Source organism: Streptomyces sp. NPDC051822, from assembly GCF_044452745.1.
GTDB lineage: Bacteria > Actinomycetota > Actinomycetes > Streptomycetales > Streptomycetaceae > Streptomyces.
Map to the genome: position 1 here is coordinate 169,098 of NZ_JBITBZ010000008.1, position 22,785 is coordinate 191,882.

Sequence of the window (22,785 nt, forward strand, 5' to 3'; positions counted from 1 at the left end):
CATGCGTATCGCTGTCACGGGATCCATCGCGACCGACCATCTGATGACCTTCCCCGGCTGGTTCAGCGAGCAGCTGCTCGCCGACCGGCTCGACCGGGTCTCCCTGTCGTTCCTCGCCGACAACCTGGAGGTCAGGCGTGGCGGAGTGGCAGCGAACATCGCCTTCGGACTCGGTGTCCTCGGCCTGCGTCCCGCCCTCGTCGGCGCGGTCGGCGCCGACTTCGAGCCGTACCGGGTCTGGCTGAAGGAGCACGGTGTGGACACCGACTCGGTGCGCGTCAGCGAGTCGCTGCACACCGCCCGGTTCGTCTGTACGACCGACCGGGCCCAGAACCAGATCGCCACCTTCTACGCGGGTGCGATGGCCGAGGCGCGCGAGATCGACCTGCGGGACGTCGTCGCGCGCACCGGCCGCCTGGAACTGGTCCTGGTCTCCCCGGACGACCCCGAGGCGATGCTCCGGCACACCCGCACCTGCCGCGACCTCGGGATTCCCTTCGCCGCCGATCCGTCGCAGCAGCTGGCGCGGCTCGACGGCGGGCAGGTGCGGGAGCTGGTGGACGGGGCCAGGTTCCTGTTCACCAACGAGTACGAGACGGCGCTGCTCCTGGAGAAGTCGGGCTGGGCGGAGGCGGAGGTGCTGCGCCGGGTCGGGACCTGGGTCACCACCCACGGCGAGGCGGGCGTCCGCATCCGGGGCGAGGGACGGGAGCCGCTGGCGGTGCCGGCGGTGGAGGTCGCGGGAGTCGTCGACCCGACCGGGGTCGGGGACGCCTTCCGCTCCGGGTTCCTCGCGGGCTGGCTGTGGGGCGTGCCGGAACGGTGCGCGGCGCAGCTGGGCTGCGCGGTCGCCGCGACCGTCCTCGACTACGTGGGGACGCAGGAGTACCGGCTGCACCGGGAGTCGCTCCTCGACCGGATCAGGACGACGTACGGGGTGGGCTGCACCGCCACCCTGGTCACGCATCTGAGGGGGCTCACGTGAGGCCTTCGCTGAGGGACGAGTTCGCGACCCGGGTCGTGGTGGCCGACGGGGCGATGGGCACGATGCTCCAGGCCGCCGATCCGACCATGGACGACTTCACGGGACTCGAAGGCTGCAACGAGATCCTCAACCTCACGCGCCCCGACATCGTCGCCTCCGTCCACGACGCCTACTTCTCGGTCGGCGTGGACTGCGTCGAGACGAACACCTTCGGGGCGAACCTGGCGGCGCTCGCCGAGTACGGCATCGAGCACCAGGTGTACGAGCTGTCCGAGGCCGGCGCCCGGATCGCCCGTACGACCGCGGACGCGCACACGGCCGCCGACGGGCGCCCCCGCTGGGTCCTCGGCTCGATGGGCCCCGGCACGAAGCTGCCGACGCTGGGCCACGTCACGTACGAACCGCTGCGAGAGGCCTTCCGGCAGAACGCGGAGGGCCTGATCCGGGGCGGCGCGGACGCCCTCCTCATCGAGACCTCGCAGGACCTGCTCCAGACGAAGGCGGCCGTCGTCGGCGCCCGCCGGGCCCTGGACTGGGTGGGCGTGGACCTGCCGGTCATCGTGCAGGTCACCGTGGAGACGACGGGCACGATGCTGCTCGGCTCGGAGATCGGGGCCGCGCTGACCGCCCTGGAGCCGCTGGGCATCGACATGATCGGCCTGAACTGCGCGACGGGCCCGGCGGAGATGGCCGAGCACCTGCGGCACCTGGCGCGGCACGCCCGGATCCCGATCTCGGTGATGCCGAACGCGGGCCTGCCGGTCCTCACCTCCGACGGCGCCCACTACCCCCTGTCGCCGGCCGAACTGGCCGACGCGCAGCAGGCGTTCGTACGCGACTACGGGCCTGCCCTGGTCGGCGGCTGCTGCGGTACGACCCCGGAGCACCTGCGGGAGATCGTGGAGCGGGTGCGGGGCGCGGCCGTCCTCGACCGGCACCCGGTGCCGGAGCCGGGCGCGTCCTCCCTGTACAGCCATGTGCCGTTCCGGCAGGACACCGCGTACCTGGCGATCGGCGAGCGCACGAACGCCAACGGCTCGAAGAAGTTCCGCGAGGCCATGCTCGAAGGCCGCTGGGACGACTGCGTGGAGATCGCCCGCGACCAGATCCGCGAGGGCGCGCACATGCTCGACCTGTGCGTCGACTACGTGGGCCGCGACGGCGTCGCCGACATGGCGGAGCTCGCCGGCCGTTTCGCGACCGCCTCCACCCTCCCGATCGTCCTCGACTCGACCGAGATCGGGGTCCTGCGGGCCGGCCTGGAGAAGATCGGCGGCCGCGCGGTCGTCAACTCCGTCAACTACGAGGACGGCGACGGCCCCGAGTCCCGGTTCGCGCAGGTCACCGCGTTGGCGAAGGAGCACGGCGCGGCGCTGATGGCGCTCACCATCGACGAGGAGGGCCAGGCCCGCAGTGTCGAGCACAAGGTGGCCGTCGCCGAGCGGCTCATCGAGGACCTCACCGGGAACTGGGGGATCAGGGAGTCGGACATCCTCATCGACACCCTGACGTTCACGATCTGCACCGGTCAGGAGGAGTCGCGGAAGGACGGCATCGCCACGATCGAGGCGATCCGCGAGCTGAAGCGCCGCCACCCGGACGTGCAGACGACCCTCGGCCTGTCCAACATCTCGTTCGGTCTGAACGCGGCCGCGCGGATCGTGCTCAACTCCGTCTTCCTCGACGAGTGCGTGAAGGCGGGCCTGGACTCGGCGATCGTGCACGCGAGCAAGATCCTGCCGATCGCGCGCCTGGAGAAGGAACAGGTCGAGGTCGCGCTCGACCTGATCCACGACCGCCGCAGGGAGGGCTACGACCCGCTCCAGCGCTTCCTCCAGATGTTCGAGGGCGCGACGGCGAAGTCCCTCAAGGCCGGCAAGGCCGAGGAACTGCTCGCGCTGCCGCTGGACGAGCGGCTGAAGCGCCGGATTGTCGACGGCGAGAAGAACGGCCTGGAGGCAGACCTCGACGAGGCCCTGACGCTCCGGCCCGCCCTGGAGATCGTCAACGAGATCCTGCTCGACGGCATGAAGACCGTGGGGGAGCTGTTCGGCTCCGGCCAGATGCAGCTGCCGTTCGTGCTCCAGTCCGCCGAGGTCATGAAGACGGCCGTGGCCCACCTCGAACCGCACATGGAGAAGTCGGACGCGGACGGCAAGGGCACGATCGTCCTCGCCACCGTCCGCGGCGACGTCCACGACATCGGCAAGAACCTCGTCGACATCATCCTCTCCAACAACGGCTACAACGTCGTCAACATCGGCATCAAGCAGCCGGTCTCCGCGATCCTCGAAGCCGCCGAAGAGCACCGGGCCGACGTCATCGGCATGTCGGGCCTCCTCGTGAAGTCCACGGTCATCATGAAGGAGAACCTCCAGGAGCTGAACGGCCGCGGCCTCGCCGCCCGCTTCCCCGTGATCCTCGGCGGCGCCGCCCTCACCAGGGCGTACGTCGAACAGGACCTCCACGAGCTGTACGAGGGCGAGGTGCGGTACGCCCGCGACGCCTTCGAGGGCCTGCGCCTCATGGACGCGCTCATGGGCGTCAAACGAGGCGTCCCCGGAGCCGTACTCCCGCCGCTGAAGCCGCGGCGGGTCCCTCGAAGGGAACCCCTCGCGGTGGAGGTCCGGGAGCCGGAACCGGCCGGCCGATCCGACGTCGCCGCCGACAACCCGGTCCCCGAGCCCCCTTTTCTCGGGACCAGGGTCGTCCAGGGCATCCCGCTCGCCGAGTACGCCCCCTGGCTCGACGAGACGGCCCTCTTCAAGGGCCAGTGGGGCCTCAAGGACGCCGACACCATCGAGACGGAGGGCCGGCCGCGCCTGCGCGCGCTGCTCGACCGCGTCGAACGCGAGAACCTGGTCGAAGCGGCCGTCGTGTACGGCTGGTTCCCCTGTGTGTCCAAGGGCGACGACCTGATCGTCCTGGACGAGGACGGAGGCGAGCGGACCCGCTTCTCCTTCCCCCGCCAACAGCGGGGCCGCCGCCTCTGCCTGGCCGACTTCCACCGCTCCGAGGACTCCGGCGAGATCGACGCCGTCGCCCTCCAGGTCGTCACCGTCGGCTCCCGGATCGGCGAGGAGACGGCCAGGCTCTTCGCCGCCGACGCCTACCGCGACTACCTCGAACTCCACGGCCTGTCCGTGCAGTTGGCGGAGGCGCTCGCCGAGTACTGGCACGCGCGGGTACGCGCCGACTGGGGCATCGGGGAAGCGGACCCGTCCGGCCTGGACGGCATGCTCCGCACCGAGTACCAGGGCTGCCGCTACTCCCTCGGCTACCCGGCCTGCCCCGACCTGGAGGACCGGGCCAAGATCGCCGCCCTGCTGCGCCCGGAGCGGATCGGGGTCGAGCTGTCCGAGGAGTACCAGCTGCACCCCGAGCAGTCGACGGACGCGATCGTCGTCCACCACCCCGAGGCGAGCTACTTCAACGCGGGAGGCCGACGCCTGTGAACCCCGACCCGCCCACCTTCTCGTTCGAGTTCTTCCCCCCGAAGACCGACAAGGGCGAACGCACCCTGTGGGACGCGATCCGCCGCGTCGAGGCCCTGTCCCCGGACTTCGTCTCCGTGACGTACGGCGCCGGCGGCTCGTCCCGCGACCGGACCATCGACGTCACCAAGCGGATCGCGGCCGAGACGATCCTGCGCCCGGTCGCCCACCTCACGGCGGTCGGACACTCGGCCGCCGAACTGCGGGCCATCATCGGCGCGTACGCCGACGCGGGCGTACGGGACGTCCTCGTCCTGCGCGGAGACCCGCCGGGCGACCCGCGCGGAGCATGGGACCCGCACCCGCGGGGCTTCAGGTACGCGTACGAACTCGTGGAACTGGTGAGGTCGCTGGGCGACTTCCGCATCGGGGTGGCGGCCTTCCCCGAGGGCCATCCCAGGTCCGCGAACCCGTCCGCCGACCTGGCGCACTTCGTCGCCAAGTGCCGGGCGGGCGCCGACTACGCCATCACGCAGATGTTCTTCGACCCCGAGGACTACCTGCGGCTGCGGGACCGCGTCGCCGCCGCCGGCTGCGACACCCCGATCATCCCGGAGATCATGCCGGCGACGGACGTCCGCCAGATCCGCCGCTTCGCCGAGCTGAGCGACGCCGCCTTCCCCGAGGACCTGGCGCACCGCCTGGAGGCGGCGAAGGACGACCCGGCGGCGGCGTACCGCATCGGCGTCGAGCACGCCACGCGGATGGGCCTGCGGCTGCTCGACGAGGGCGCGCCGGGCCTGCACTACATCACGCTGAACAAGTCGACGGCGGCACTCGAAATCCACCGAACCATCTTGAGCGCAAGGAGCGTTGTCCATGTCTGAGTTCCATGACTTCAAGGTCGCCGACATCGGTCTCGCGGACTTCGGCCGCAAGGAGATCACCCTCGCCGAGCACGAGATGCCCGGCCTGATGTCGATCCGGAAGGAGTACGCGGCGGCGCAGCCGCTCGCCGGGGCCCGTATCACCGGCTCCCTCCACATGACCGTGCAGACGGCCGTCCTCATCGAGACCCTCGTCGCGCTCGGCGCGGAGGTGCGCTGGGTGTCCTGCAACATCTACTCGACGCAGGACCACGCGGCCGCCGCGATCGCCGCCGCCGGCATCCCGGTCTTCGCCTGGAAGGGCGAGACCCTGGAGGAGTACTGGTGGTGCACGGAACAGGCGCTGACCTGGCCGAACGCCGAAGGTCCCAACATGATCCTCGACGACGGCGGCGACGCGACGCTCCTCGTCCACAAGGGTGTGGAGTACCAGAAGGCGGGCGAGGTCCCGGACCCGTCGACGGCGGACAACGACGAACACCGGGTGATCCTGGAGCTCCTGCGGAACACGACCCTGGACTGGGGCACGATCGCCGCCGCCATCAGGGGCGTCACGGAGGAGACCACGACGGGCGTCCACCGCCTGTACGAGATGCACCGCGAGGGCGCGCTGCTCTTCCCCGCGATCAACGTGAACGACGCCGTGACGAAGTCGAAGTTCGACAACAAGTACGGCTGCCGCCACTCCCTCATCGACGGCATCAACCGCGCGACGGACGTCCTCATCGGCGGCAAGACGGCTGTCGTGTGCGGTTACGGGGACGTCGGCAAGGGGTCGGCGGAGTCCCTCAGGGGCCAGGGCGCCCGCGTGATCATCACCGAGATCGACCCGATCTGCGCGCTGCAGGCGGCGATGGACGGCTACCAGGTGGCGACCCTGGAGGACGTCGTCGAGACGGCCGACATCTTCATCACGACCACGGGCAACAAGGACATCATCATGGCGTCCGACATCGCGAGGATGAAGCACCAGGCGATCGTCGGGAACATCGGCCACTTCGACAACGAGATCGACATGGCCGGCCTGGCGGCGATCCCCGGGATCGTGAAGGACGAGGTCAAGCCGCAGGTCCACACGTGGACGTTCGAGGACGGCAAGGTCGTCATCGTCCTGTCGGAAGGCCGTCTGCTGAACCTCGGCAACGCGACGGGCCACCCCTCCTTCGTGATGTCGAACTCCTTCGCGGACCAGACGCTGGCCCAGATCGAGCTGTTCACGAAGCCGGAGGAGTACCCGGTGGGCGTGTACACGCTGCCGAAGCACCTGGACGAGAAGGTCGCGCGGCTGCACCTCGACGCCCTCGGCGTCAGGCTGACCACCCTGCGCCCCGAGCAGGCGTCGTACATCGGGGTCCCGGTGGAGGGCCCGTACAAGCCGGACCACTACCGCTACTGATGAGCGCGCACTGTACGGACGACGAGGTCCGGGACCCGTGGCTCCCGGACCGGCTGCTGCGGACGGAGCGGGACCTGCTGATGCCGCTCCTCCGCCGGACACCGGAGGAGGCGTACGAACTCCGTACCGCGTGCCCCGGCTGGACGGCGAGGCAGGTCCTGGCCCACTGCGGGGCGGCCCTGGTCAGGATCGTGGAGGACCGCCTGGAGGAGGGCGTGTTCCTCCCGGAGGCCAACGCGTGTGACGTGGCCGAGCGGGAGGACTGGCCGCTCGCCCGGATCCTCGACGAACTGGAACGGGGCCTGACGGAGGCGGGCCCGGTCATCGCGGGGCGCGAGGACGGCCGGCTTGACGCGGTCGCGCTCGGCGAGTGGGTCCACGCGGGAGACGTACGGGAGGCCTTCGGCGAACCGGACGCCTACTGCGGCGCCAGCCTGGACCTGGCCCTCCCGCTCCTCGCGGTGACGAGCCGCCGCAGGGAGACCCCCCGCCTGGTGGGAGTCCTGGAGGAGGGCGCCCCAGTGACCCTGGGCAACGAGATCGAGTCCCGCCCACCGGCGACGTTCAAGGGCGCCGCGTCGACCCTGATCCGCATCTACGCGGGCCGCCCCCTGGTTCGCACCCGCTACGAACTGACGGGCGCGACGGAACAGGAACTCCTGATCTACCGCTGATGCGGGCTGGCTGGACCCGCCTTCGCTATGAGCCTGCGCTCCAACGGGGCCCTGCCGGGGTGCCAAGAAGGCCCAAGGAAAGCAGCGAATCGCCCTTCTCTGACTGCCCGGCTTCTGCGGATGGCGGTCGGCGCTTGACCTCAACCTTGCTTGATGTACGAGAGTCGTGTCATCCAACGGCGAGACGAGGAGATTCCGATGACACAGTCCAGGATCCTGGTGGCCGGCGCGACGGGAAGGGTCGGCGGCGCGGTGGTCGCGCAGCTGCACGCGGCGGGCGTGCCCGTGCGCGCGCTGGTACGAGGGGAGGCGGTCCTCCCGGAGGGTGTGCAGGCGGTACGTGGCGATCTCGGTGACCCGGCGTCGCTGGGCGCGGCTCTGGAGGGCGTCGACGCGGTCTTCCTGGTGTGGCCGTTCCTGAGCGCCGAGGGCGCGTCGGACGTCATCGACGCGATCGGGAAGCGTGCCCGACGGGTGGTGTACCTGTCGTCCGCCGCCGTGGGGAGCGGGGAGGAGCCCGGCGAGGCGATCACCGCGTTCCACGCGGAGCTGGAGTGGCTGGTCGAGGCGTCCGGCCTGGAGTGGACGGCGCTGCGGCCCACCGGGTTCGCGAGCAACACGCTGGGCTGGGCGGAGGAGGTCCGGACCACCGGTGCCGTACGGGCGCCGATGGCGAGGCTGGCCCGCCCCCTGATCCACGAGGCGGACATCGCGGCGGTCGCCGTCCAGGCGCTGACGACCGACGCGCTGCTCGGTGCGCGCCCCCTGCTCACGGGCCCCGAACTGGTCAGCCAGGAACGGCAGGTGGAGCTGATCGGCGAGGCGATCGGGCGACCGGTGCGGTTCGAGGAGATCGCGCTGCCCGAGGCCGTCGAGAAGATGAAGGCCGCAGGCTATCCGGCGGAGCTGGTGGAGGCCGTGCTGCCGGTCCAGGCGAAGATGCTCGACAACCCGGAGCCGGTCAACGGTGAAGTGGAGCGCATCACGGGCACCCCGGCCCGAACCTTCCAGGAGTGGGCGACGGACCACGCGGCGGACTTCGACCGCTGAACATCCCCGGCGGGTGGTGGGGTGGTGGGCTCAGGGGGGGCAGGCCCTTCGCCAGTCCGAGAAGATCGATTCACCCCTTTCCTCCAGTCTTCTTGGGCCTGTTACCGCTAGTAGGGCGGAGTTATCCACCCCTCCCACCCACCGGGAGTGACCAGCGGGGCCTGAAGCCCAACCACCCCACCTCTCCAACCCGCTGAGCGCCGCCCGACCGCCCCGTTCAACTTCCGCGCACCCCGGACCGGCCGCAACGGCCCCACCCACCCCTCACCACTGACCAAGCCCCCACCCACCGGCCTGGCAGACGCACGCGAAGCCCCCGCCGCTGCCCGGGGCTTCGCGGGACCCCGGTCCCACCCGAGGCCCACCAGGCACGACCACCCCGAGGGCCTGGTTCTTGCCGGTCGCGCCCAGCCGCTCCCGGTGTGACGATCCGTGGGGCAGGGTAGGAGCGTGCCTACTTACGAAGCGATGGTGTCCCACCTTGAGACCGAGCGGCTGATACTGCGGCCGTGGGCCGAGTCGGACGCGGCCGAGTTCTGTGCCCTCCTTTCCGAGCGTGGCAAGGGGACGCCCTCTGTCGAGCGCATCCGGACGTCCATCGGGGAGCTGCTCGCCGCGACGGAGACCACGGGGATCGCCCTGCTGCCCATCCAGCGTCGCGACGAAGGCGACTTCATCGGCTACTGCGGTCTGATCATCGGCCGTTCGACCCTGGAGGAGCCCGAGATCGCGTACGAGCTGTTCCAGCGCGCGCACGGGCGCGGCTACGCCACCGAGGCGGCCCGCGCGGTGCTCGAAGCCGCCGTCGCGACCGGCCGGCAACGGCTCTGGTCGACCGTCGGCACGTGGAACACGCCATCGCTCCGTGTCCTGGAGAAGCTCGGGTTCGAGCGGGACCGCGTCTCCATGGAGGACAACGGGGAAGTCGCCTGGCTCACGCGCTCGCTGCCGTGACGCGACGCAGTCCGCCCAGGGCTGGGATCAGCGCTGCTGTACGTGGACTCGGTGTCGTTCTGCGTACTGCCTGAGGGCCTCCGGCAGTCGGGCAGTGCTGTCGAGTGGGGTGAGCGTGAGGGCGTCCTTGGCGGCGCCGTGCAGGCCCAGGAGGCGTATGCCGACGGCCACGGCAACGACCGAGGCGGTCACGGGGATCGCGACCGGGAGGGCGTGCTCGGCGCTCACCATCGCGCCGACAGCCGGCCCCGCCACCGCGATTCCGTGGCGCAGGACTTGCAGGAGCCATGCCCGCCTGGGAACGCGGTAGATGGCGAGCGGCAGCGCCGGCACCGGCCCGACGGTCTCCGTCGGCGGTAGAGGCGGAGACGCCGCAGGCGCCTCGTCGGCAACCGTCGCCTCATGCGTCACCGAGTCCCTGCCATCGATCCCAGCCCCGCCCCCGGCACGTTCCGCGCACCGGACGAGCAGCTCGCGCGGGCTCGGGCGGCGGGCCGGGTCCTTCAGGAGGCAGTCCAGGACCACGGGCAGCAGCGACGGCGGCACGGCGGACACGTCCGGGGCCTCGTGGACCACCCGGAACATCAGCCCGGGGGCCGAACCGTGGCCGAACGCGCTGCCGCCGGACGCCGCGACGAGGACCGCGCCGAGGGCGAACACATCGCTCGCCCCCGTGATCGGACGGCCGAGAGCCTGCTCGGGGCGAGTGGTACCCCGCGGTGCCGACCACCACGCCGTCGGTTGTCAGCCGGGACTCGTCCAGAACCCGGGAGATCCCGAAGGCCAGAAGCCGAGTTGCCCCGTCGCCGGTCTCAGCCGTCGATGTCGAGCGCCGTCCCGTACAGCCGGGACACCTTCAGACGGATGACCACACGGCGTTCGGCGACGAGCTGCTCCAGGAAGGCCGTCTCGTCCGCCGGCCGGGCGGCCTCGGGGATCATCGCGAGCAGTTCTCGGCCGGTCGCGTCCCCCGGTGCGGTCGTGACGTCGGAGACCTCGGCCTCGCCTTCGGCCACGGCGAACGACCACACGTTCCCGCCCGGGACGTGCACGGCCGCGCGCGGGTCGCGCCGGAGCTGCTTGACCTTGACGCGGTCGGCCGTGGTGGAGAACCGCACGACGCGCTCCTCGGCGTCCCAGCTGTAGAGCATGGTGGTGAGGTGGGGATGCCCGCTGCGCTTGTTCGTGGCGAGGGTGCCGAACTGCTGAGAGCTCAGGAGCTCGGACAGAGCGTCGTCGGACAGGGCGCGGGGTGCGGCTGGGCCTTTGGTCATGACGGTCTCAACTCCCGTGGCTCGTAGGGCATTCCGGGCTGGAGTGCGCACACGTGGAACAGCGCGCGAAGTGATCTGGCTCACAGGCTGTCACAAGGATCGGCCAGGCGGTGTCTTGTGCTTGAACCGCTTGAACCGCTTGAACCGCTTGAACCGCTTGAACCGCTTGAACCGCTCGAACCGCTCGAAACGAGGGAGACATCATGACTGCGAACACCGATGTACTTGTCATCGGCGGCGGATACGCCGGGGTCATGGCGGCCAATCGCCTGACGCGGCGCGGCGACGTGACCGTGACGCTGATCAACCCGCGCCCGGCCTTTGTCCACCGGATCCGCCTGCACCAGTTGGTGGGCGGGACCGACGCCGCCGTCGTCGACTACCAGGACGTCCTGGCGGACGGCGTCCGGCTGGTGGTCGACAGCGTGACGCGGATCGACGCGGCCGGGCGCGGTGTGGAGCTGGCGAGCGGCGGTGCGCTCGGCTACGACTACCTGGTCTACGCGGTGGGCAGTGGCAGTGCCGACCCGCGGGTGCCCGGCGCGGCCGAGTTCGCCTACCCGATCGCCGCCCTGGAGGAGGTGCAGCGTCTGCTGCCGGTCCTCGAAGCCGCGCCCGCATCGGCCGTGGTGACGGTGGTCGGAGCCGGTCCGACGGGCATCGAGACCGCCGCCGAGCTGGCGGAGCAGGGCCGTCGCGTGACCCTGGTCTGTGGCGGGGTGCTCGGGCCGTACCTGCACCGGCGGGGGCGGCGTTCGGTGGCCGGGCGGCTGGCGGCGCTCGGGGTCGAGGTCGTGGAAGGCCCCGACACGAAGGTGACGGGGGTGACGGGTGACGCGGTGCGGCTCGCTGACGGCCGGGATCTGCCGAGCTCGGTGACCATCTGGACCGCCGGCTTCGGCGTGCCGGACCTGGCCGCGCGCAGTGGGCTGAGCACCGATGCCCTGGGCCGCCTGCTCACGGACGAGACGCTGACGAGCGCGGACGACGACCGTATCGTCGCGGCCGGGGACTCGGCGGCGCCGTCGGGCCTGCCGCTGCGGATGAGCTGCCAGGCCGCGATGCCGCTGGGCGCGCGCGCCGCCGACACGGTCCTCAGCCGGCTGGCGGGGGAGCGGCCCGAGGACCTCAACCAGTCGTTCGGAGCGCAGTGCATCAGCCTGGGGCGGCGTACCGGCATCTTCCAGTTCGGCAACAGGTCCGACGTCGCGGTGTGGCTCCACGTCGACGGTCGCCTCGGCGCGAAGATGAAGGAGACCGTGTGCAAGGGCGTCGTGAAGCACCTGGCCGATGAGGCGCACAAGCCCGGTGGGTACAGCCTGCACCGCATGAAGGGGGGCGCCGGGCGCAAGGAGGCGCTGGAGGCCCTGCGCGCCGGGGCGCCGGTCGCCGTCGAACGGGTTTCCTAGGTCCGGGGCGAGCCACGGGGAGATGATCACGTCATGACTGACGATCACGCCGTTGACCGGGCGACCGAGGCATTCGTCGCCCACCGCAATCTGCTCTTCACCGTCGCCTACGAGATGCTCGGCTCGGCGGCCGACGCCGAGGACGTCCTGCAGGAGACCTGGCTGCGGTGGGTCGAGGTCGACCTGGAGCAGGTGCGCGACCAGCGCGCGTATCTGGTCCGGATCACGACCCGGCAGGCGCTCAACCGGCTGCGCACGATGTCGCGGCGCAAGGAGTCGTACGTGGGCCCGTGGCTGCCGGAGCCGCTGCTGACCGCGCCGGACGTGGCCCAGGACGTCGAGCTCGCCGAGAGTGTGTCGATGGCGGTGATGCTGGTCCTGGAGACGTTGTCGCCGACCGAGCGGGCCGTCTTCGTCCTGCGCGAGGTCTTCGACGTCGGCTATGACGAGATCGCCGCGGCGGTCGACAAGACCCCGGCGGCAGTCCGCCAGATCGCGCACCGGGCCCGCCGGCACGTGGATGCCCGGCGCCCGCGCGAGGTGGTCTCCCAGAGCGAGACGCGGGCGGCTCTGGAGTCGTTCCGGCGGGCGCTGGAGGGCGGCAACCTGCAGGGACTGCTCGACGTGCTCGCGCCCGAGGTCGTCTACATGGGCGACGGTGGCGGTGTGAAGCACGCTGCGCTGCGGCCGATCGTCGGCGCCGAGAAGGTGGCCCGCCTCCTGGTCGGTGGCCTCGGCAAGAACACGATCCCGGTCGCCTTCGGCCCCACCGCGGTCAACGGCAGCCCGGCGCTGGTCATCCACCTGGACGGTGAGCTGGACGCCATCCTGGCAGCCCGTGTGGAGGCCGGCCGCATCACCGGCCTCTACATCGTCCGCAATCCCGAGAAACTGTCCCGCATCGACTCCGAGACCCCGCTCACCCTGCGCTGAACTCGCCCTGGGAAAGCCGGGTATGGATCTTGGTGCGGGCCGCACGACGACCTCTGCGCCGCTCGGCCGGGCACGCCCGTTCGGTCCGCGCCGCAGTGCGTCGCGCCGTACCCGCTGGTGTGCTGGTCGGGATCGCCGTACCCCCGCCACGTACAGGAGAAGCGCCATGGCCGTCATCGTCACCGTCGAGATCCCCGGTGGGACGCGGGAGGAGTACGAGGAGACCACCCGGCTGCTCGAGGCCGCCGAGTGGTGGCCGCCCGCCGGGTTCATCGCGCACGCGGCCGGTCCCGACGGGAGCGGAGGGTGGCGGATCGTGGACTTCTGGGAGTCGGAGGACGACTTCCACGCCTTCGTGGAGAAGGCCAGGCCCGTCTTCGACCGCGGTGGCCTCCGTACGATCCTGCCCACCGTCCAGGAGGCGGTGAGCGTGATGGTGCGGCCCGAGCCGAAGTGAAAACCCTTTGCGGGGTGGGGGCCGACGGCGTCAGGCTTCGTCGCCATGACCAGTCATCATCCAGCCCCCCGTCCTGGCACCCTTCCTGGCGCCCGGCCCGCCCGCCCCGTCGCGGACCTCTTCTCCGCCGACGGGCGCCTCAAGGCGATCCCGCGTAAGCCCGCCCGCCGTGAGGCGCTGCTCGCACACCTCGCCGCGACCCTGTTCGAGGACGGCCGGGACTACCGCGAGCCCGAGGTCAACGAGGCCCTGCTCGCCGTGCACGAGGACTTCCCCGCCCTCCGCCGCTATCTCGCGATCGGCGGCTTCCTCGGACGGACCAAGGACGGCTCCACCTACCGCCGACAGCAGCAGCCCGGCTCCCCCGGAGGCGCGATCCCCGCCGTCGCGTGACCGCCGCGGTGGTGGCCGGCCTGCTGGCCGGCTACGGCATCGCGATCCCGGTCGGCGCCGTCGGCGCCTATCTGGTGGCCGTCACGGCCCGGACCGGCTGGCGTACGGGGGCGGGCGCGGCCCTCGGCGTCGCCACGGCCGACGGGGTGTACGCGCTCCTCGCCGTCGCGGGCGGTTCCGCGCTCGTCCCGCTGCTCACCCCGGTGATGGATCCGCTCCGCTGGGCCTCCGCCGTGGTGCTCGTGGGCCTCGCGGTACGGGCCGCCCACCTGGCCCTCGCCTCGTACCGTACGGGCGGGCTCGCCTCCCGCGACGACGGGAACGCACTCACCCCGGGCCGCGCCTACCTCACCTTCCTGGGGATCACCGTCCTCAATCCCATGACGGTGGTCTACTTCGCCGCCCTGGTCCTCGCGACGGGGCCCTCCGCCCCCGCCACCCCGCTCGACCGCACCGCCTTCGTCCTCGCGGCCCTCGCCGCCTCCGCCAGTTGGCAGTTGCTCCTCGCGCTGGGCGGCAGCCTCCTCGGGCGGACCCTGGCCGGCGCCCGCGGCAGGCTGACGACGGCGCTCGTGTCGAGCGCGTTGATCGTCGCGCTCGCGGTGCGGCTCGTCGCCGCGGGGTGAGACCTGGTGTGAGACGTGAGACGTGAGACGTGAGACGTGAGACGTGACGTGAGACGTGAGAAGGGCGGCGTACTCCGACCTGGTGTCGGGTACGCCGCCCTCGGCGGTCGCTTCGTGATTCCGGTTGCCTCTTACTTCGCGTCGCGGTTGTAGACCGCCTTCGACCAGCGGTAGCCGAGTGCGGTGAGTGCCACGCACCAGGCGAGGGCGAGCCAGCCGTTGTGGCCGATCTCGGTGCCGAGGAGCAGGCCGCGCAGGGTCTCGATGGCCGGCGTGAAGGGCTGGTACTCGGCGATCGGCTGGAACCAGCCCGGCATCGCGTCGATCGGGACGAAGGTGCTGGAGATGAGCGGCAGGAAGATCAGCGGCAGGGCGTTGTTGCTGGCCGCCTCGGCGTTCGGGCTGACCATGCCCATGCCGACCGCGATCCAGGTGAGCGCCAGGGCGAAGAAGGTGAGCAGTCCGAACGCCGCCAGCCACTCCAGGGCCGTGGCGTCCGTGGACCGGAAGCCGATGGCGACGCCGACGGCGCCGACGAGGACGACGCTGACGATCGACTGCAGGACGCTGCTGATGACGTGTCCGGTGATGACGGCGCCGCGGTGGATCGCCATGGAGCGGAAGCGGGCGATGATGCCCTCGGTCATGTCGTTGGAGACGGAGACCGCGGTGCCGACGACGGTGGAGCCGATGGTCATCAGGAGCAGGCCCGGGACGAGGTAGGCGATGTAGTCGGCGCGGTCGGCGCCGCCGCCGCTCATTCCGGCGCTCATCACGTCGCCGAAGATGTAGACGAAGAGCAGGAGCAGCATGACGGGAGTGAGCAGCAGGTTCAGGGTGAGGGAGGGGTAGCGCCGGGCGTGCAGGAGGTTCCGGCGCAGCATCGTGTTCGTGTCGCGGACGGCGAGGGCGAGGGTGCTCATCGGACGTTCTCCTTGGCCTGGTCGGTCGGGTCGTTCTGCTGGGGGACGGTGGCGCCGCTCGCGGTCAGGGCGAAGAACACGTCGTCGAGGTCGGGGGTGTGGACGGTGAGCTCGTCGGCCTCGATGCCGAGGGAGTCGAGCCAGTCGAGGATGGCGCGGAGTTCGCGCTGGGTGCCGTCGCTGGGGATCTGGAGGGTCTGGCTCTCGTCGTCGGGGGTGGCGTGGGTGAGGGCGGTGGCGGCGGAGCGGTAGGTGTCGGGGTCGGTGAAGCGGAGGCGGACGTGTCCGCCGGGGACCAGGCGCTTGAGTTCTTCGGCGGTGCCTTCGGCGGCGATGCGGCCGTCGTGGAGGACGGCGATGCGGTCGGCGAGCTGGTCGGCCTCTTCCAGGTACTGGGTGGTGAGGAAGACGGTGACGCCGCCGGTGACGAGTTCGCGGATGATCTGCCACATGTTGTGGCGGGAGCGGGGGTCGAGGCCGGTGGTGGGTTCGTCGAGGAAGATGATCCGGGGGTTGCCGACGAGGGTCATGGCGATGTCGAGGCGCCGCTTCATGCCGCCGGAGTAGGTGGAGGCGGGCTTCCTGGCGGCTTCGGTGAGGTCGAAGCGGGCGAGGAGTTCGGCGGTGACCCGGCGCCCTTCGGCCTTGGGCAGGTGGTGCAGGTCGGCCATGAGGAGCATGTTCTCCTCGCCGGTGATCAGGCCGTCGACGGCGGAGAACTGTCCGGTGACGCCGATGGCGGCGCGGACGGCCTGCGGGTCGGTGGTGAGGTGATGGCCGCCGACGTGCGCTTCGCCGGCGTCGGCGGTGAGGAGGGTGGAGAGGATCTTGACGGCGGTGGTCTTGCCGGCCCCGTTCGGGCCGAGCAGGGAGAAGATCGTTCCCTCGGGGACGGTCAGATCGATGCCGTCGAGGACCTTCTTGTCCCCGTAGGACTTGCGCAGCCCGTTCGCCGCGATGGCCGGGTTGGACATGATGGGTGTGCTCCTCAGCTGCGGTTCGGATACTGCGGGTCGGGTACTGCGTTTCGGATACGGCGATTCGGATACGGCGGTCAGAGGCTGCGGGCGGCGATGTCGCCGTACTCCGTGGTCGCCTGGATGTTCAGGCCGGCGGCGGCGCCGTCCACGTTCTTGAGCGAGTTCTGGATCCGGCCGAAGCCGGTGCCCGCGTCCAGCGAGGCCGAGGCGCCGGCGGCGGCGGTGACCGTGATGTCGCCCTTCTGGGTGCGGAGCACGACCGTGCCGGTCGTGGCCTCGGCGATGCGGATGTCGCCCCGCGTGGTGCTGATCTCGGCGGGGCCGGCGAGCCGGCCGACCTCGACGTCCCCGTCGACCGCGGTGAGGCGGACGCTCGCGGCCTCGTCGATCTTGATGTGGCGGTACGCGCCCTCGAAGGCGATGTCGCCGAGGCGCCCGACGCCCCGCAGCTCGGTGGCGGAGGCCTTGGCCTCGACGTGGGAGCCGGCGGGCAGCTTGACGGTCACCTCGACGGCGCCGGTCGGGCCGATGAGGCGGTTCTTGCCGGCCGCCGCCTCGATCCGCAGGACGCCGTCGCCGTACTCGACCGTGGTCTGCTCGGCGGTCTTCACGTCGCGGCCCTTCGAGGCGTCCGCGGGGCGGATCTCGACCGTGGTGTCGGCGCGGTCGGCGGCGATGAGGACGATGCGGCCGGCGGGGATGTCGAGGACGGCGGTGACGGCGGCGGCGGTGTCGAACTTCTGCATGGTGTGCTCCTGTCTCGTCAGCGTGCGCTCCGTCGGCCCGCTGTTTCCGATGAGTGAAAAGCTACGTTGCGTTCGAGAGTCTGGCAACAGGTTCGTTGCGTATAAGTGTTGTAACTGCAGGTCAGTGGGGGAAAGTTGTTGCAACGAGTCTGCGGGTAATGCAACGTCAGCCAGTGAGCACGTTGCAATGGACTGGAGGTGAACGCTATGCTGGCCCTCGTAGGCGTCAAGGCGCACCGAGGAACGTGAAGGAGACCGCGATGCCGGGAGGCAGGCTCACCCAGCAGGAACGCCAGCAGATCGCCCTCGGGCTGGCCGACGGCCTCGCCTACGCCGAGATCGGCAGGCGTCTCGACCGTCCGACCTCGACGGTCACGCGTGAGGTGATGCGCAACGGCGGCCCCACCGGTTACCGCGCCGACCTGGCCCACCGCGCCACCGAACGCCGCACTCAGCGGCGCAGGCAGGCCGCGCCCCTGGCGGCGGTGGAAGCGGCGCCGCCGGAGCACGGGCGGGACCCGGAGGCGGTGCGCGCGTACGAGGAGACGTTCATGACCGTGCTCCTGGGCTCGGGCATGCCCGCGATGATGTCCCGGGTCATGGCCTGCCTCACCCTCGCCGACAGCGGCAGCCTCACCGCGGCCGAGCTCGTCCAGCGCCTCCAGGTCAGCCCGGCGTCCATCTCCAAGGCGGTCACGTTCCTGGAGGGTCAGGGCTTCCTGCGCCGGGAGCGCGACGAAGGCCGCCGCGAGCGCTACATCGTCGACGACGACATCTGGTACCAGTCGATGATCGCCAGCGCGCGGGCGATCGCGCAGATCGTCGAGACGGCGCGGCAGGGCGTGGGCGTCCTCGGTGCCGACACCCCGGCCGGCAACCGCCTGGAGAACGTCGCCCGCTTCCTCGACTTCGTCGCCGAGAGCAGCATGCGCGCCGCGGAGCAGGCCCGGGAGGTCCTCCACACGAAGGCCCCGGCGCCGGCGGAGGACGAGGCGGTGCAGGCGGCCCCGGACGACGATGCCGCCGAGCCGGGTCCTGAGGGCCGGGACACCCCCTAGGGGGTCTTGCCGATCAGGCCGGGCTCGCGGGGTCGCTCGTGTCGAGTGAGCCGCTGGTCAGCGGTGGTTTCGTGCCCCCGCGGCCAGGGCCGCCGAGCCGGCCACCGCGAGGACCGCCCCCGCCGCCAGCACCCCGCGGCGCGAGCGCCAGGAGAGGACCGACCAGCAGGACTGGGCCGAGAGCAGCGAACCGGCGCTCGCCCAGGAGCCCACCGAGCCGACGGAGAGCGCGGAGCCCACGGAGCCGACGGAGAGGAACGAGCCGACGGAGCCGACCGAGAGCGTCGACCCGACCGATCCGACGGACAGGAACGAGTCCCGCGACCAGAGGGACAGGCACGAACCGGACGAAGCGCGGCGAGGGGTCATACGGCGATCGTAGGGCGGCTCACAGTCCCCTGCCCGCCGAAGGAAAAGCCGTGTCAGACCCCTGTGGCACGGTGGTTCCCAGGGGCGGGAGAGCCGTCCTCGACGGACCCGGAGAAGACCCGTAGAAGACCCGTAGAAGACCCGGAGAAGGCCGGAGAAGACCCCGAGAAGACCGGGTAAGACCCGGAGAAGCCCCAGAGGACCCAGGGAGCAGTACGTGAACGACGCCGCCGGCGCTCCGGCCGCCCCCGCCGCCCGCCGCCGCGCGGCCCGCGGACGGCCCTCGGACCTCGCCCTGATCACGGCCTGGTGGCAGGGGCTCGGCGGCGACGGGTTCCTCGTGCTCCCGCCACCGAACCGCAGCCGCTACACGCAGTCCGACGGCCACGAGGACGCCGCCGAGGTCCACGCGGAGCGAGGGCTCACCGGCCCCGTCTCCTTCGCGTACTGGCACTGGCAGTCCCACGGGCGGGCCTTCGACCGCGCCGGCGGCCTGAGGGGCGAACTGCTGCTGCACTGGGGCGGCGACCACACCAGCGTCGCCGCCGGTCTCGGTGAGGGGCCGGCCGGTTTCCGGGTCGTCGACGGCGGGCCTCAGGGCGCCTTCCGGCTGGACCGGATCACCGACCGGGACGAGGCGGGACTGCCTGATCCCGCTGATCCCGACGGCGTGCGGCAGTTCCTCGACGCGCTCGACGAACCGGTGGACCGCAGCACTTCACCGCTCCGGTACCGGCCCCTGTCCCCGGTCGAGGCCGCCTGGCTCCACGAACGGCTCGCCGACGCCCCCGACCTTGCCGCCGCGACCCGGTTCGCGGCCTCGCTGGAGCGCCGGGAGGGGCTCACCCCCGACGAGACGGACCGGCTGCTGCGCGCCTGGCGTGCGGAGTACGAAGGGCGGCTCACGGCGTGGGGCGCCTGGGTGGAGCTGCTCCATGCGCTGCTGCGCCACGGCCACGCGGAGGCGTGGGAGACGGTCGACGCCCTCGGCGTCGTCGACCCCCGGGTGGCCGCCGTGGTGCACCGGGTGCCGTCGGAGCGGGGCCTGGCCGTCGTGCGGGAGGCCGCGCTCGCGGGCCATCGCGCCCCGGTGCACGCCTGGCTCGCGCTGCACCGGTCGCTCCGCGAGCCCGACGCGGTACGGGCCGCGGCGGCCCTCGCGGCGGAACTGGCCGCGCACGACGCGCCGGAGACCTCGCTGCACGGGCTGTACGGCGCGCTGATCGGGGCCGTCACCGCCGACTGGCGCCGGGAGACGGGGGAGGGCTACCACGCGGGCCGGTCGTACGCCGGGCTCGCGGCGGTCCGCCTCGCCACCGACGGCGGACTGCCGAGGGCGCTGCGCGCCCTCGCCGCGGACGCGGCCCGCGAACAGGTGGAGCACATCCGGGAGGAGGCGCTCCGGCCCGGCCGGACCGACCTCAACGGCGTCGGCATCGCCGAGGTGCTCGCCGCCGTGGACCGTTACGAGGCCGCCAGGGACGGACTCCTGTCCGGCACCGGCCCCGAACTCACCGGCTCCGAGACCCGGCTCGCCGACGCCTGGCACCGGTACCGGACGCTCACCGACGCCGACGTGCGCTGGCTGCGGGACCGGGTGGCCGACCCCACGACCGGTCTGCAGGGGCTCGGGTTCTGCCTCGAACTGCTCGTCGCCCACGGCCAGGCCACCGAGTCCGACGTCGAAGCGCTGCTGCCGCGCCGGATGAAGGACCTCACCAAGAAGTACCCGACCACGTACACCGAATGGCGCCACCCGCTCGTCACCCTGACCTGCCTCGCCCTCGACCTGGACCATCCGGCCGCGGGGCGGCTGGTCTCCTGGTGGAACGCGGCCCGGCCGCTGTGGAAGGACGAACTGCGGCTCCTCACCCACCTCGGCGCCCCCGACGAGGCCAAGGCCGCCGAACTGTGGGACTTCGTCACCTCGCGCGCCCACGACGTGGGCCAGCTCATGACCTGGGTGCTGGTCCGGGCCCGCCTCGACGGGGAGCACCCGCTGCTGGTCGCCGACCGGCTCATCGGCAACCCGGACGTCCGCGAGTACGTGCTGCGCCGGGTGCTGATCGGCGTGGCGGATCCCGGACAGCCCCTGTGGCACTACGCCATCGACCCGAGAAGCGTGTGCTGGTGGCGGCGCGCCCAGGAGGTCGCCGAGCACCCCGGCCTCTCCCCGGAGGCCCGTGCCGTCGGCCTGAGCGTCGCCCGCGAGCACCACCTCATCCGCTACCCGGACCAGGTGAGCCCCGCACCGACGGAGGCGGACCGGGCGAAGGCCGTGGCCTGGCTCGCCAAGCACGACACCCCCTAGCCGCCACAAGCAGGGAGGAACTCCAGGCCCTCGGGGGTGCCGAAGCGGATCACAGCGAGGTAGGCCTCCGGGTAGTCGCAGCCCAGGTCGGTCCACTGGAGTGCGAGGACGGTCCAGAGCGCGAAGACGGCAACAAGGAACCAACGCCAGCCCTTTGACATGTACGCCGAGTACCCGGCGGCCCCGCGGAGGAACCGCTTCCCCGAAGGTTGTGCCGCGGTGGAGGTCGCTGCGATTCTTCCCTTGCCGTGGACATGATCGGCATCGGGGTCGGTACGGGGGAGGGCTCATGCGATACCGGTTGCGGGTCGCCGTCGCCATGACGGCGGCTGTGTTGACGGGATGTTCGGGCGGCAGCGGCGGCAGGCCTTCCGCCGTACCGCCGTCTTCCTCCGCCTCACCGTCCTCCTCCCCGTCCCCGTCGCCCCCGCAGCAGGTCACCCGTGAGGAGGTCGCAGAACGGACCCGCACGGCCGTCCTCAAGTCGACCGCGCGCCTGCCCGACGCGCCCGGTCCCGACGGGCCGATGCTGGTCGAGGCGTGGGCGAGTGGCGAGGCGGCCTGGGTCTGGGAGACCGGTGATCACCGGCTCTGCCATGCCTCGGTGGCCGGTGACACGGTCTTCCAGCGGGCTTGCGCGACGAACCCGAACGATCCGCCCGTGTCGAAGGGCCGACAGATCAGGAGCCTCGACACCTTGTTCACGCACGGCTGGGGCCGTGTCTTCGCCGCCGACCACCAGGAGGTCACGGCCGCGTTCTGCAGTGGCAGGCCCGTGAAGGTCCTGCGGATCGGCACCGTGGCGAAGGGCACGCGCACGCTGTACGCCGTGTTCTTCCCTGACTACACCAAGGGCGAGGTGCTGTTGACCCTGCGGCACGGCACCACGACCTCCCGTGCGCCGTTCCTTCTCGGTGAAGCCGGTGACCTCTCGTGCACGGCGACGTCTGCCGCCAGGGCCTGACTCACCGGTCCAGCTGGGCCAGGCGCCGCCTTCGTCGTGACGTGAACTCCATGCTGCCGCATGCGTGTTGACGCACGCGCCCCCTCGTGTGGCGCTCACGGTCTCATGGGCCCGTGACGCCCACAAGCGTCCGTCGGCGTCCTCGGCGTCCTTGGCGTCCTCGGTGTCAGTCGATGTGCACGACCTGGAAGGCCTCCGCCATCCGGCCGGGGGGCAGGCCGCCCGCCGTCGCGTGTTCGCCGAGCCAGGTGCGGAGCAGGCCGGCGAGGTCGTCGAAGTGGGCGGTCTGGGAGGTGTGGATGCGCAGGGCCTCGACCTTGCGGTCGAAGACGGAGGTGACGTCGACGTACTGGTTCGGGGTGGGTCCGGTCATCAGCCACAGTTCATGGACGATCCAGGGTTCCAGGCCCTCGTCCTTGAGCAGCGAGGCGTGGGCGAAGGGGTTGCGGGCCTCGGGGTAGACCGCGCGCAGGCAGGCGTCGCCGACCGCGCGGTGGTCGGGGTGGAGGTCGGCGACCCGGGCCCAGTTGATCTCGGGGGAGGGGATGATCGCGCGTTGGGGGCGTACTTCGCGGATGACCCGGCACAGGTCGCGGCGGAGTTCCACGGAGGCTTCCACGAAGCTGTCGGGGTATCCGAGGAAACGGACGTCGGCGACGCCGCTGAGCTTGGCGGAATGGACCTGTTCGGCGCGGCGCAGGTCCGCCATGGCCTGGCGGGGGAGTTGTTCGTCGTAACCGCCCGCGCCGCCGTCCGTGACGATGCAGTACGTGACGCGGGTGCCGCGTGCGATCCACTGCATGACGGTGCCGCTGACGCAGAACTCGATGTCGTCCGGGTGTGCGGCGACCACCAGCAGGGACTCGGGGGCGGCGCGGTTGAAGTCCTCCATGTGTCCAGCCTGTTGGGGTGATGGGGGCGTCGCAAGGCCAACTCGTGGCGTGAACCGGACATGGCACTTA

At 71.4% G+C, this 22,785-nt stretch carries 23 protein-coding genes; 15 read left to right on the forward strand and 8 right to left on the reverse strand.

What is annotated here, in order from left to right:
• Position 1 precedes the first annotated feature (1 nt).
• The 7 genes from ACIA8N_RS24125 (at position 2) to ACIA8N_RS24155 (ending at position 9,380) form a co-directional block, all read left to right on the forward strand.
• A complete protein-coding gene (locus ACIA8N_RS24125; protein ID WP_365782555.1) occupies positions 2-985 on the forward strand; it encodes a carbohydrate kinase family protein in 984 nt (327 codons plus the stop codon).
• Positions 982-4,440, forward strand: a complete 3,459-nt coding sequence (gene metH, locus ACIA8N_RS24130; protein WP_365782557.1) for a methionine synthase — start codon at positions 982-984, stop codon at positions 4,438-4,440. Before ACIA8N_RS24125 ends, metH begins: the two co-directional genes overlap by 4 nt.
• On the forward strand, positions 4,437-5,306 hold the full coding sequence (gene metF, locus ACIA8N_RS24135; protein WP_365782559.1) for a methylenetetrahydrofolate reductase [NAD(P)H]: 870 nt from the start codon (positions 4,437-4,439) through the stop codon (positions 5,304-5,306). The genes metH and metF overlap by 4 nt, the downstream gene beginning before the upstream one ends.
• Entirely contained in the window at positions 5,299-6,702 is a 1,404-nt protein-coding gene (gene ahcY, locus ACIA8N_RS24140; protein WP_365782561.1) for an adenosylhomocysteinase, read from the forward strand. The genes metF and ahcY overlap by 8 nt, the downstream gene beginning before the upstream one ends.
• Complete coding sequence (locus ACIA8N_RS24145) at positions 6,702-7,376, forward strand: maleylpyruvate isomerase family mycothiol-dependent enzyme (RefSeq protein WP_365782563.1); 675 nt, start codon at positions 6,702-6,704, stop codon at positions 7,374-7,376. The genes ahcY and ACIA8N_RS24145 overlap by 1 nt, the downstream gene beginning before the upstream one ends.
• 198 nt (positions 7,377-7,574) lie before the next feature.
• Entirely contained in the window at positions 7,575-8,426 is an 852-nt protein-coding gene (locus ACIA8N_RS24150; RefSeq protein WP_365782565.1) for an NAD(P)H-binding protein, read from the forward strand.
• Between the two features lie 450 nt (positions 8,427-8,876).
• Positions 8,877-9,380: a GNAT family N-acetyltransferase gene (locus tag ACIA8N_RS24155; RefSeq protein ID WP_365782567.1), complete on the forward strand. Its 504-nt coding sequence runs from the start codon at positions 8,877-8,879 to the stop codon at positions 9,378-9,380.
• Between the two features lie 27 nt (positions 9,381-9,407).
• Here the strand turns inward: ACIA8N_RS24155 and ACIA8N_RS24160 are convergent, their stop codons facing one another.
• Entirely contained in the window at positions 9,408-10,040 is a 633-nt protein-coding gene (locus ACIA8N_RS24160; protein ID WP_365782569.1) for a hypothetical protein, read from the reverse strand.
• Between the two features lie 152 nt (positions 10,041-10,192).
• The gene (locus ACIA8N_RS24165; RefSeq protein WP_365782571.1) at positions 10,193-10,654 is read right to left on the reverse strand and encodes a TIGR03618 family F420-dependent PPOX class oxidoreductase; all 462 of its coding nucleotides are present in this window, start codon (positions 10,652-10,654) and stop codon (positions 10,193-10,195) included.
• Positions 10,655-10,857: 203 nt separating this feature from the next.
• Between ACIA8N_RS24165 and ACIA8N_RS24170 the strand changes: the two genes are divergently transcribed.
• From ACIA8N_RS24170 to ACIA8N_RS24190, 5 genes are all read left to right on the forward strand, one after another.
• Complete coding sequence (locus ACIA8N_RS24170; protein ID WP_365782573.1) at positions 10,858-12,063, forward strand: FAD-dependent oxidoreductase; 1,206 nt, start codon at positions 10,858-10,860, stop codon at positions 12,061-12,063.
• A gap of 33 nt (positions 12,064-12,096) precedes the next feature.
• On the forward strand, positions 12,097-12,996 hold the full coding sequence (locus ACIA8N_RS24175) for an RNA polymerase sigma-70 factor (RefSeq protein WP_365782575.1): 900 nt from the start codon (positions 12,097-12,099) through the stop codon (positions 12,994-12,996).
• 166 nt (positions 12,997-13,162) lie between these two features.
• Positions 13,163-13,453: a hypothetical protein gene (locus ACIA8N_RS24180; protein ID WP_365782577.1), complete on the forward strand. Its 291-nt coding sequence runs from the start codon at positions 13,163-13,165 to the stop codon at positions 13,451-13,453.
• Between the two features lie 45 nt (positions 13,454-13,498).
• On the forward strand, positions 13,499-13,846 hold the full coding sequence (locus tag ACIA8N_RS24185; RefSeq protein ID WP_365782579.1) for a DUF2087 domain-containing protein: 348 nt from the start codon (positions 13,499-13,501) through the stop codon (positions 13,844-13,846).
• Positions 13,843-14,472: a LysE family transporter gene (locus tag ACIA8N_RS24190; RefSeq protein WP_365782581.1), complete on the forward strand. Its 630-nt coding sequence runs from the start codon at positions 13,843-13,845 to the stop codon at positions 14,470-14,472. The genes ACIA8N_RS24185 and ACIA8N_RS24190 overlap by 4 nt, the downstream gene beginning before the upstream one ends.
• A 131-nt stretch (positions 14,473-14,603) precedes the next feature.
• Here ACIA8N_RS24190 and ACIA8N_RS24195 read toward each other — a convergent pair whose 3' ends face one another.
• The 3 genes from ACIA8N_RS24195 to ACIA8N_RS24205 all read right to left on the reverse strand — a co-directional run bounded on the left by ACIA8N_RS24195 (position 14,604) and on the right by ACIA8N_RS24205 (position 17,121).
• Positions 14,604-15,395, reverse strand: a complete 792-nt coding sequence (locus ACIA8N_RS24195; protein ID WP_365782583.1) for an ABC transporter permease — start codon at positions 15,393-15,395, stop codon at positions 14,604-14,606.
• Positions 15,392-16,369 carry an ATP-binding cassette domain-containing protein gene (locus ACIA8N_RS24200; RefSeq protein ID WP_365782585.1) on the reverse strand — a complete coding sequence of 326 codons (978 nt, stop codon included), beginning with the start codon at positions 16,367-16,369 and terminating at the stop codon, positions 15,392-15,394. The genes ACIA8N_RS24195 and ACIA8N_RS24200 overlap by 4 nt, the downstream gene beginning before the upstream one ends.
• 80 nt (positions 16,370-16,449) lie before the next feature.
• A complete protein-coding gene (locus ACIA8N_RS24205; protein ID WP_365782587.1) occupies positions 16,450-17,121 on the reverse strand; it encodes a DUF4097 family beta strand repeat-containing protein in 672 nt (223 codons plus the stop codon).
• A 260-nt stretch (positions 17,122-17,381) separates the two neighbouring features.
• Between ACIA8N_RS24205 and ACIA8N_RS24210 the strand changes: the two genes are divergently transcribed.
• Positions 17,382-18,179 (forward strand): helix-turn-helix domain-containing protein, encoded by a 798-nt coding sequence (locus ACIA8N_RS24210; protein ID WP_365782589.1) that lies wholly within the window; start codon positions 17,382-17,384, stop codon positions 18,177-18,179.
• 57 nt (positions 18,180-18,236) lie between these two features.
• Here the strand turns inward: ACIA8N_RS24210 and ACIA8N_RS24215 are convergent, their stop codons facing one another.
• Positions 18,237-18,548 (reverse strand): hypothetical protein, encoded by a 312-nt coding sequence (locus ACIA8N_RS24215; protein ID WP_365782591.1) that lies wholly within the window; start codon positions 18,546-18,548, stop codon positions 18,237-18,239.
• 217 nt (positions 18,549-18,765) lie between these two features.
• On the opposite strand from ACIA8N_RS24215, the gene ACIA8N_RS24220 reads away from it, so the two are divergent.
• Positions 18,766-20,859 carry a hypothetical protein gene (locus tag ACIA8N_RS24220; RefSeq protein ID WP_365782593.1) on the forward strand — a complete coding sequence of 698 codons (2,094 nt, stop codon included), beginning with the start codon at positions 18,766-18,768 and terminating at the stop codon, positions 20,857-20,859.
• Here the strand turns inward: ACIA8N_RS24220 and ACIA8N_RS24225 are convergent.
• Entirely contained in the window at positions 20,856-21,020 is a 165-nt protein-coding gene (locus ACIA8N_RS24225; RefSeq protein ID WP_157850875.1) for a hypothetical protein, read from the reverse strand. The genes ACIA8N_RS24220 and ACIA8N_RS24225 overlap by 4 nt on opposite strands.
• 128 nt (positions 21,021-21,148) lie before the next feature.
• On the opposite strand from ACIA8N_RS24225, the gene ACIA8N_RS24230 reads away from it, so the two are divergent.
• Positions 21,149-21,823, forward strand: coding sequence for a hypothetical protein (locus ACIA8N_RS24230; protein ID WP_365782595.1), 675 nt, complete (start codon positions 21,149-21,151; stop codon positions 21,821-21,823).
• Positions 21,824-21,989: 166 nt separating this feature from the next.
• Here the strand turns inward: ACIA8N_RS24230 and ACIA8N_RS24235 are convergent, their stop codons facing one another.
• A complete protein-coding gene (locus tag ACIA8N_RS24235; RefSeq protein WP_359215956.1) occupies positions 21,990-22,715 on the reverse strand; it encodes a PIG-L deacetylase family protein in 726 nt (241 codons plus the stop codon).
• Positions 22,716-22,785: the final 70 nt, after the last annotated feature.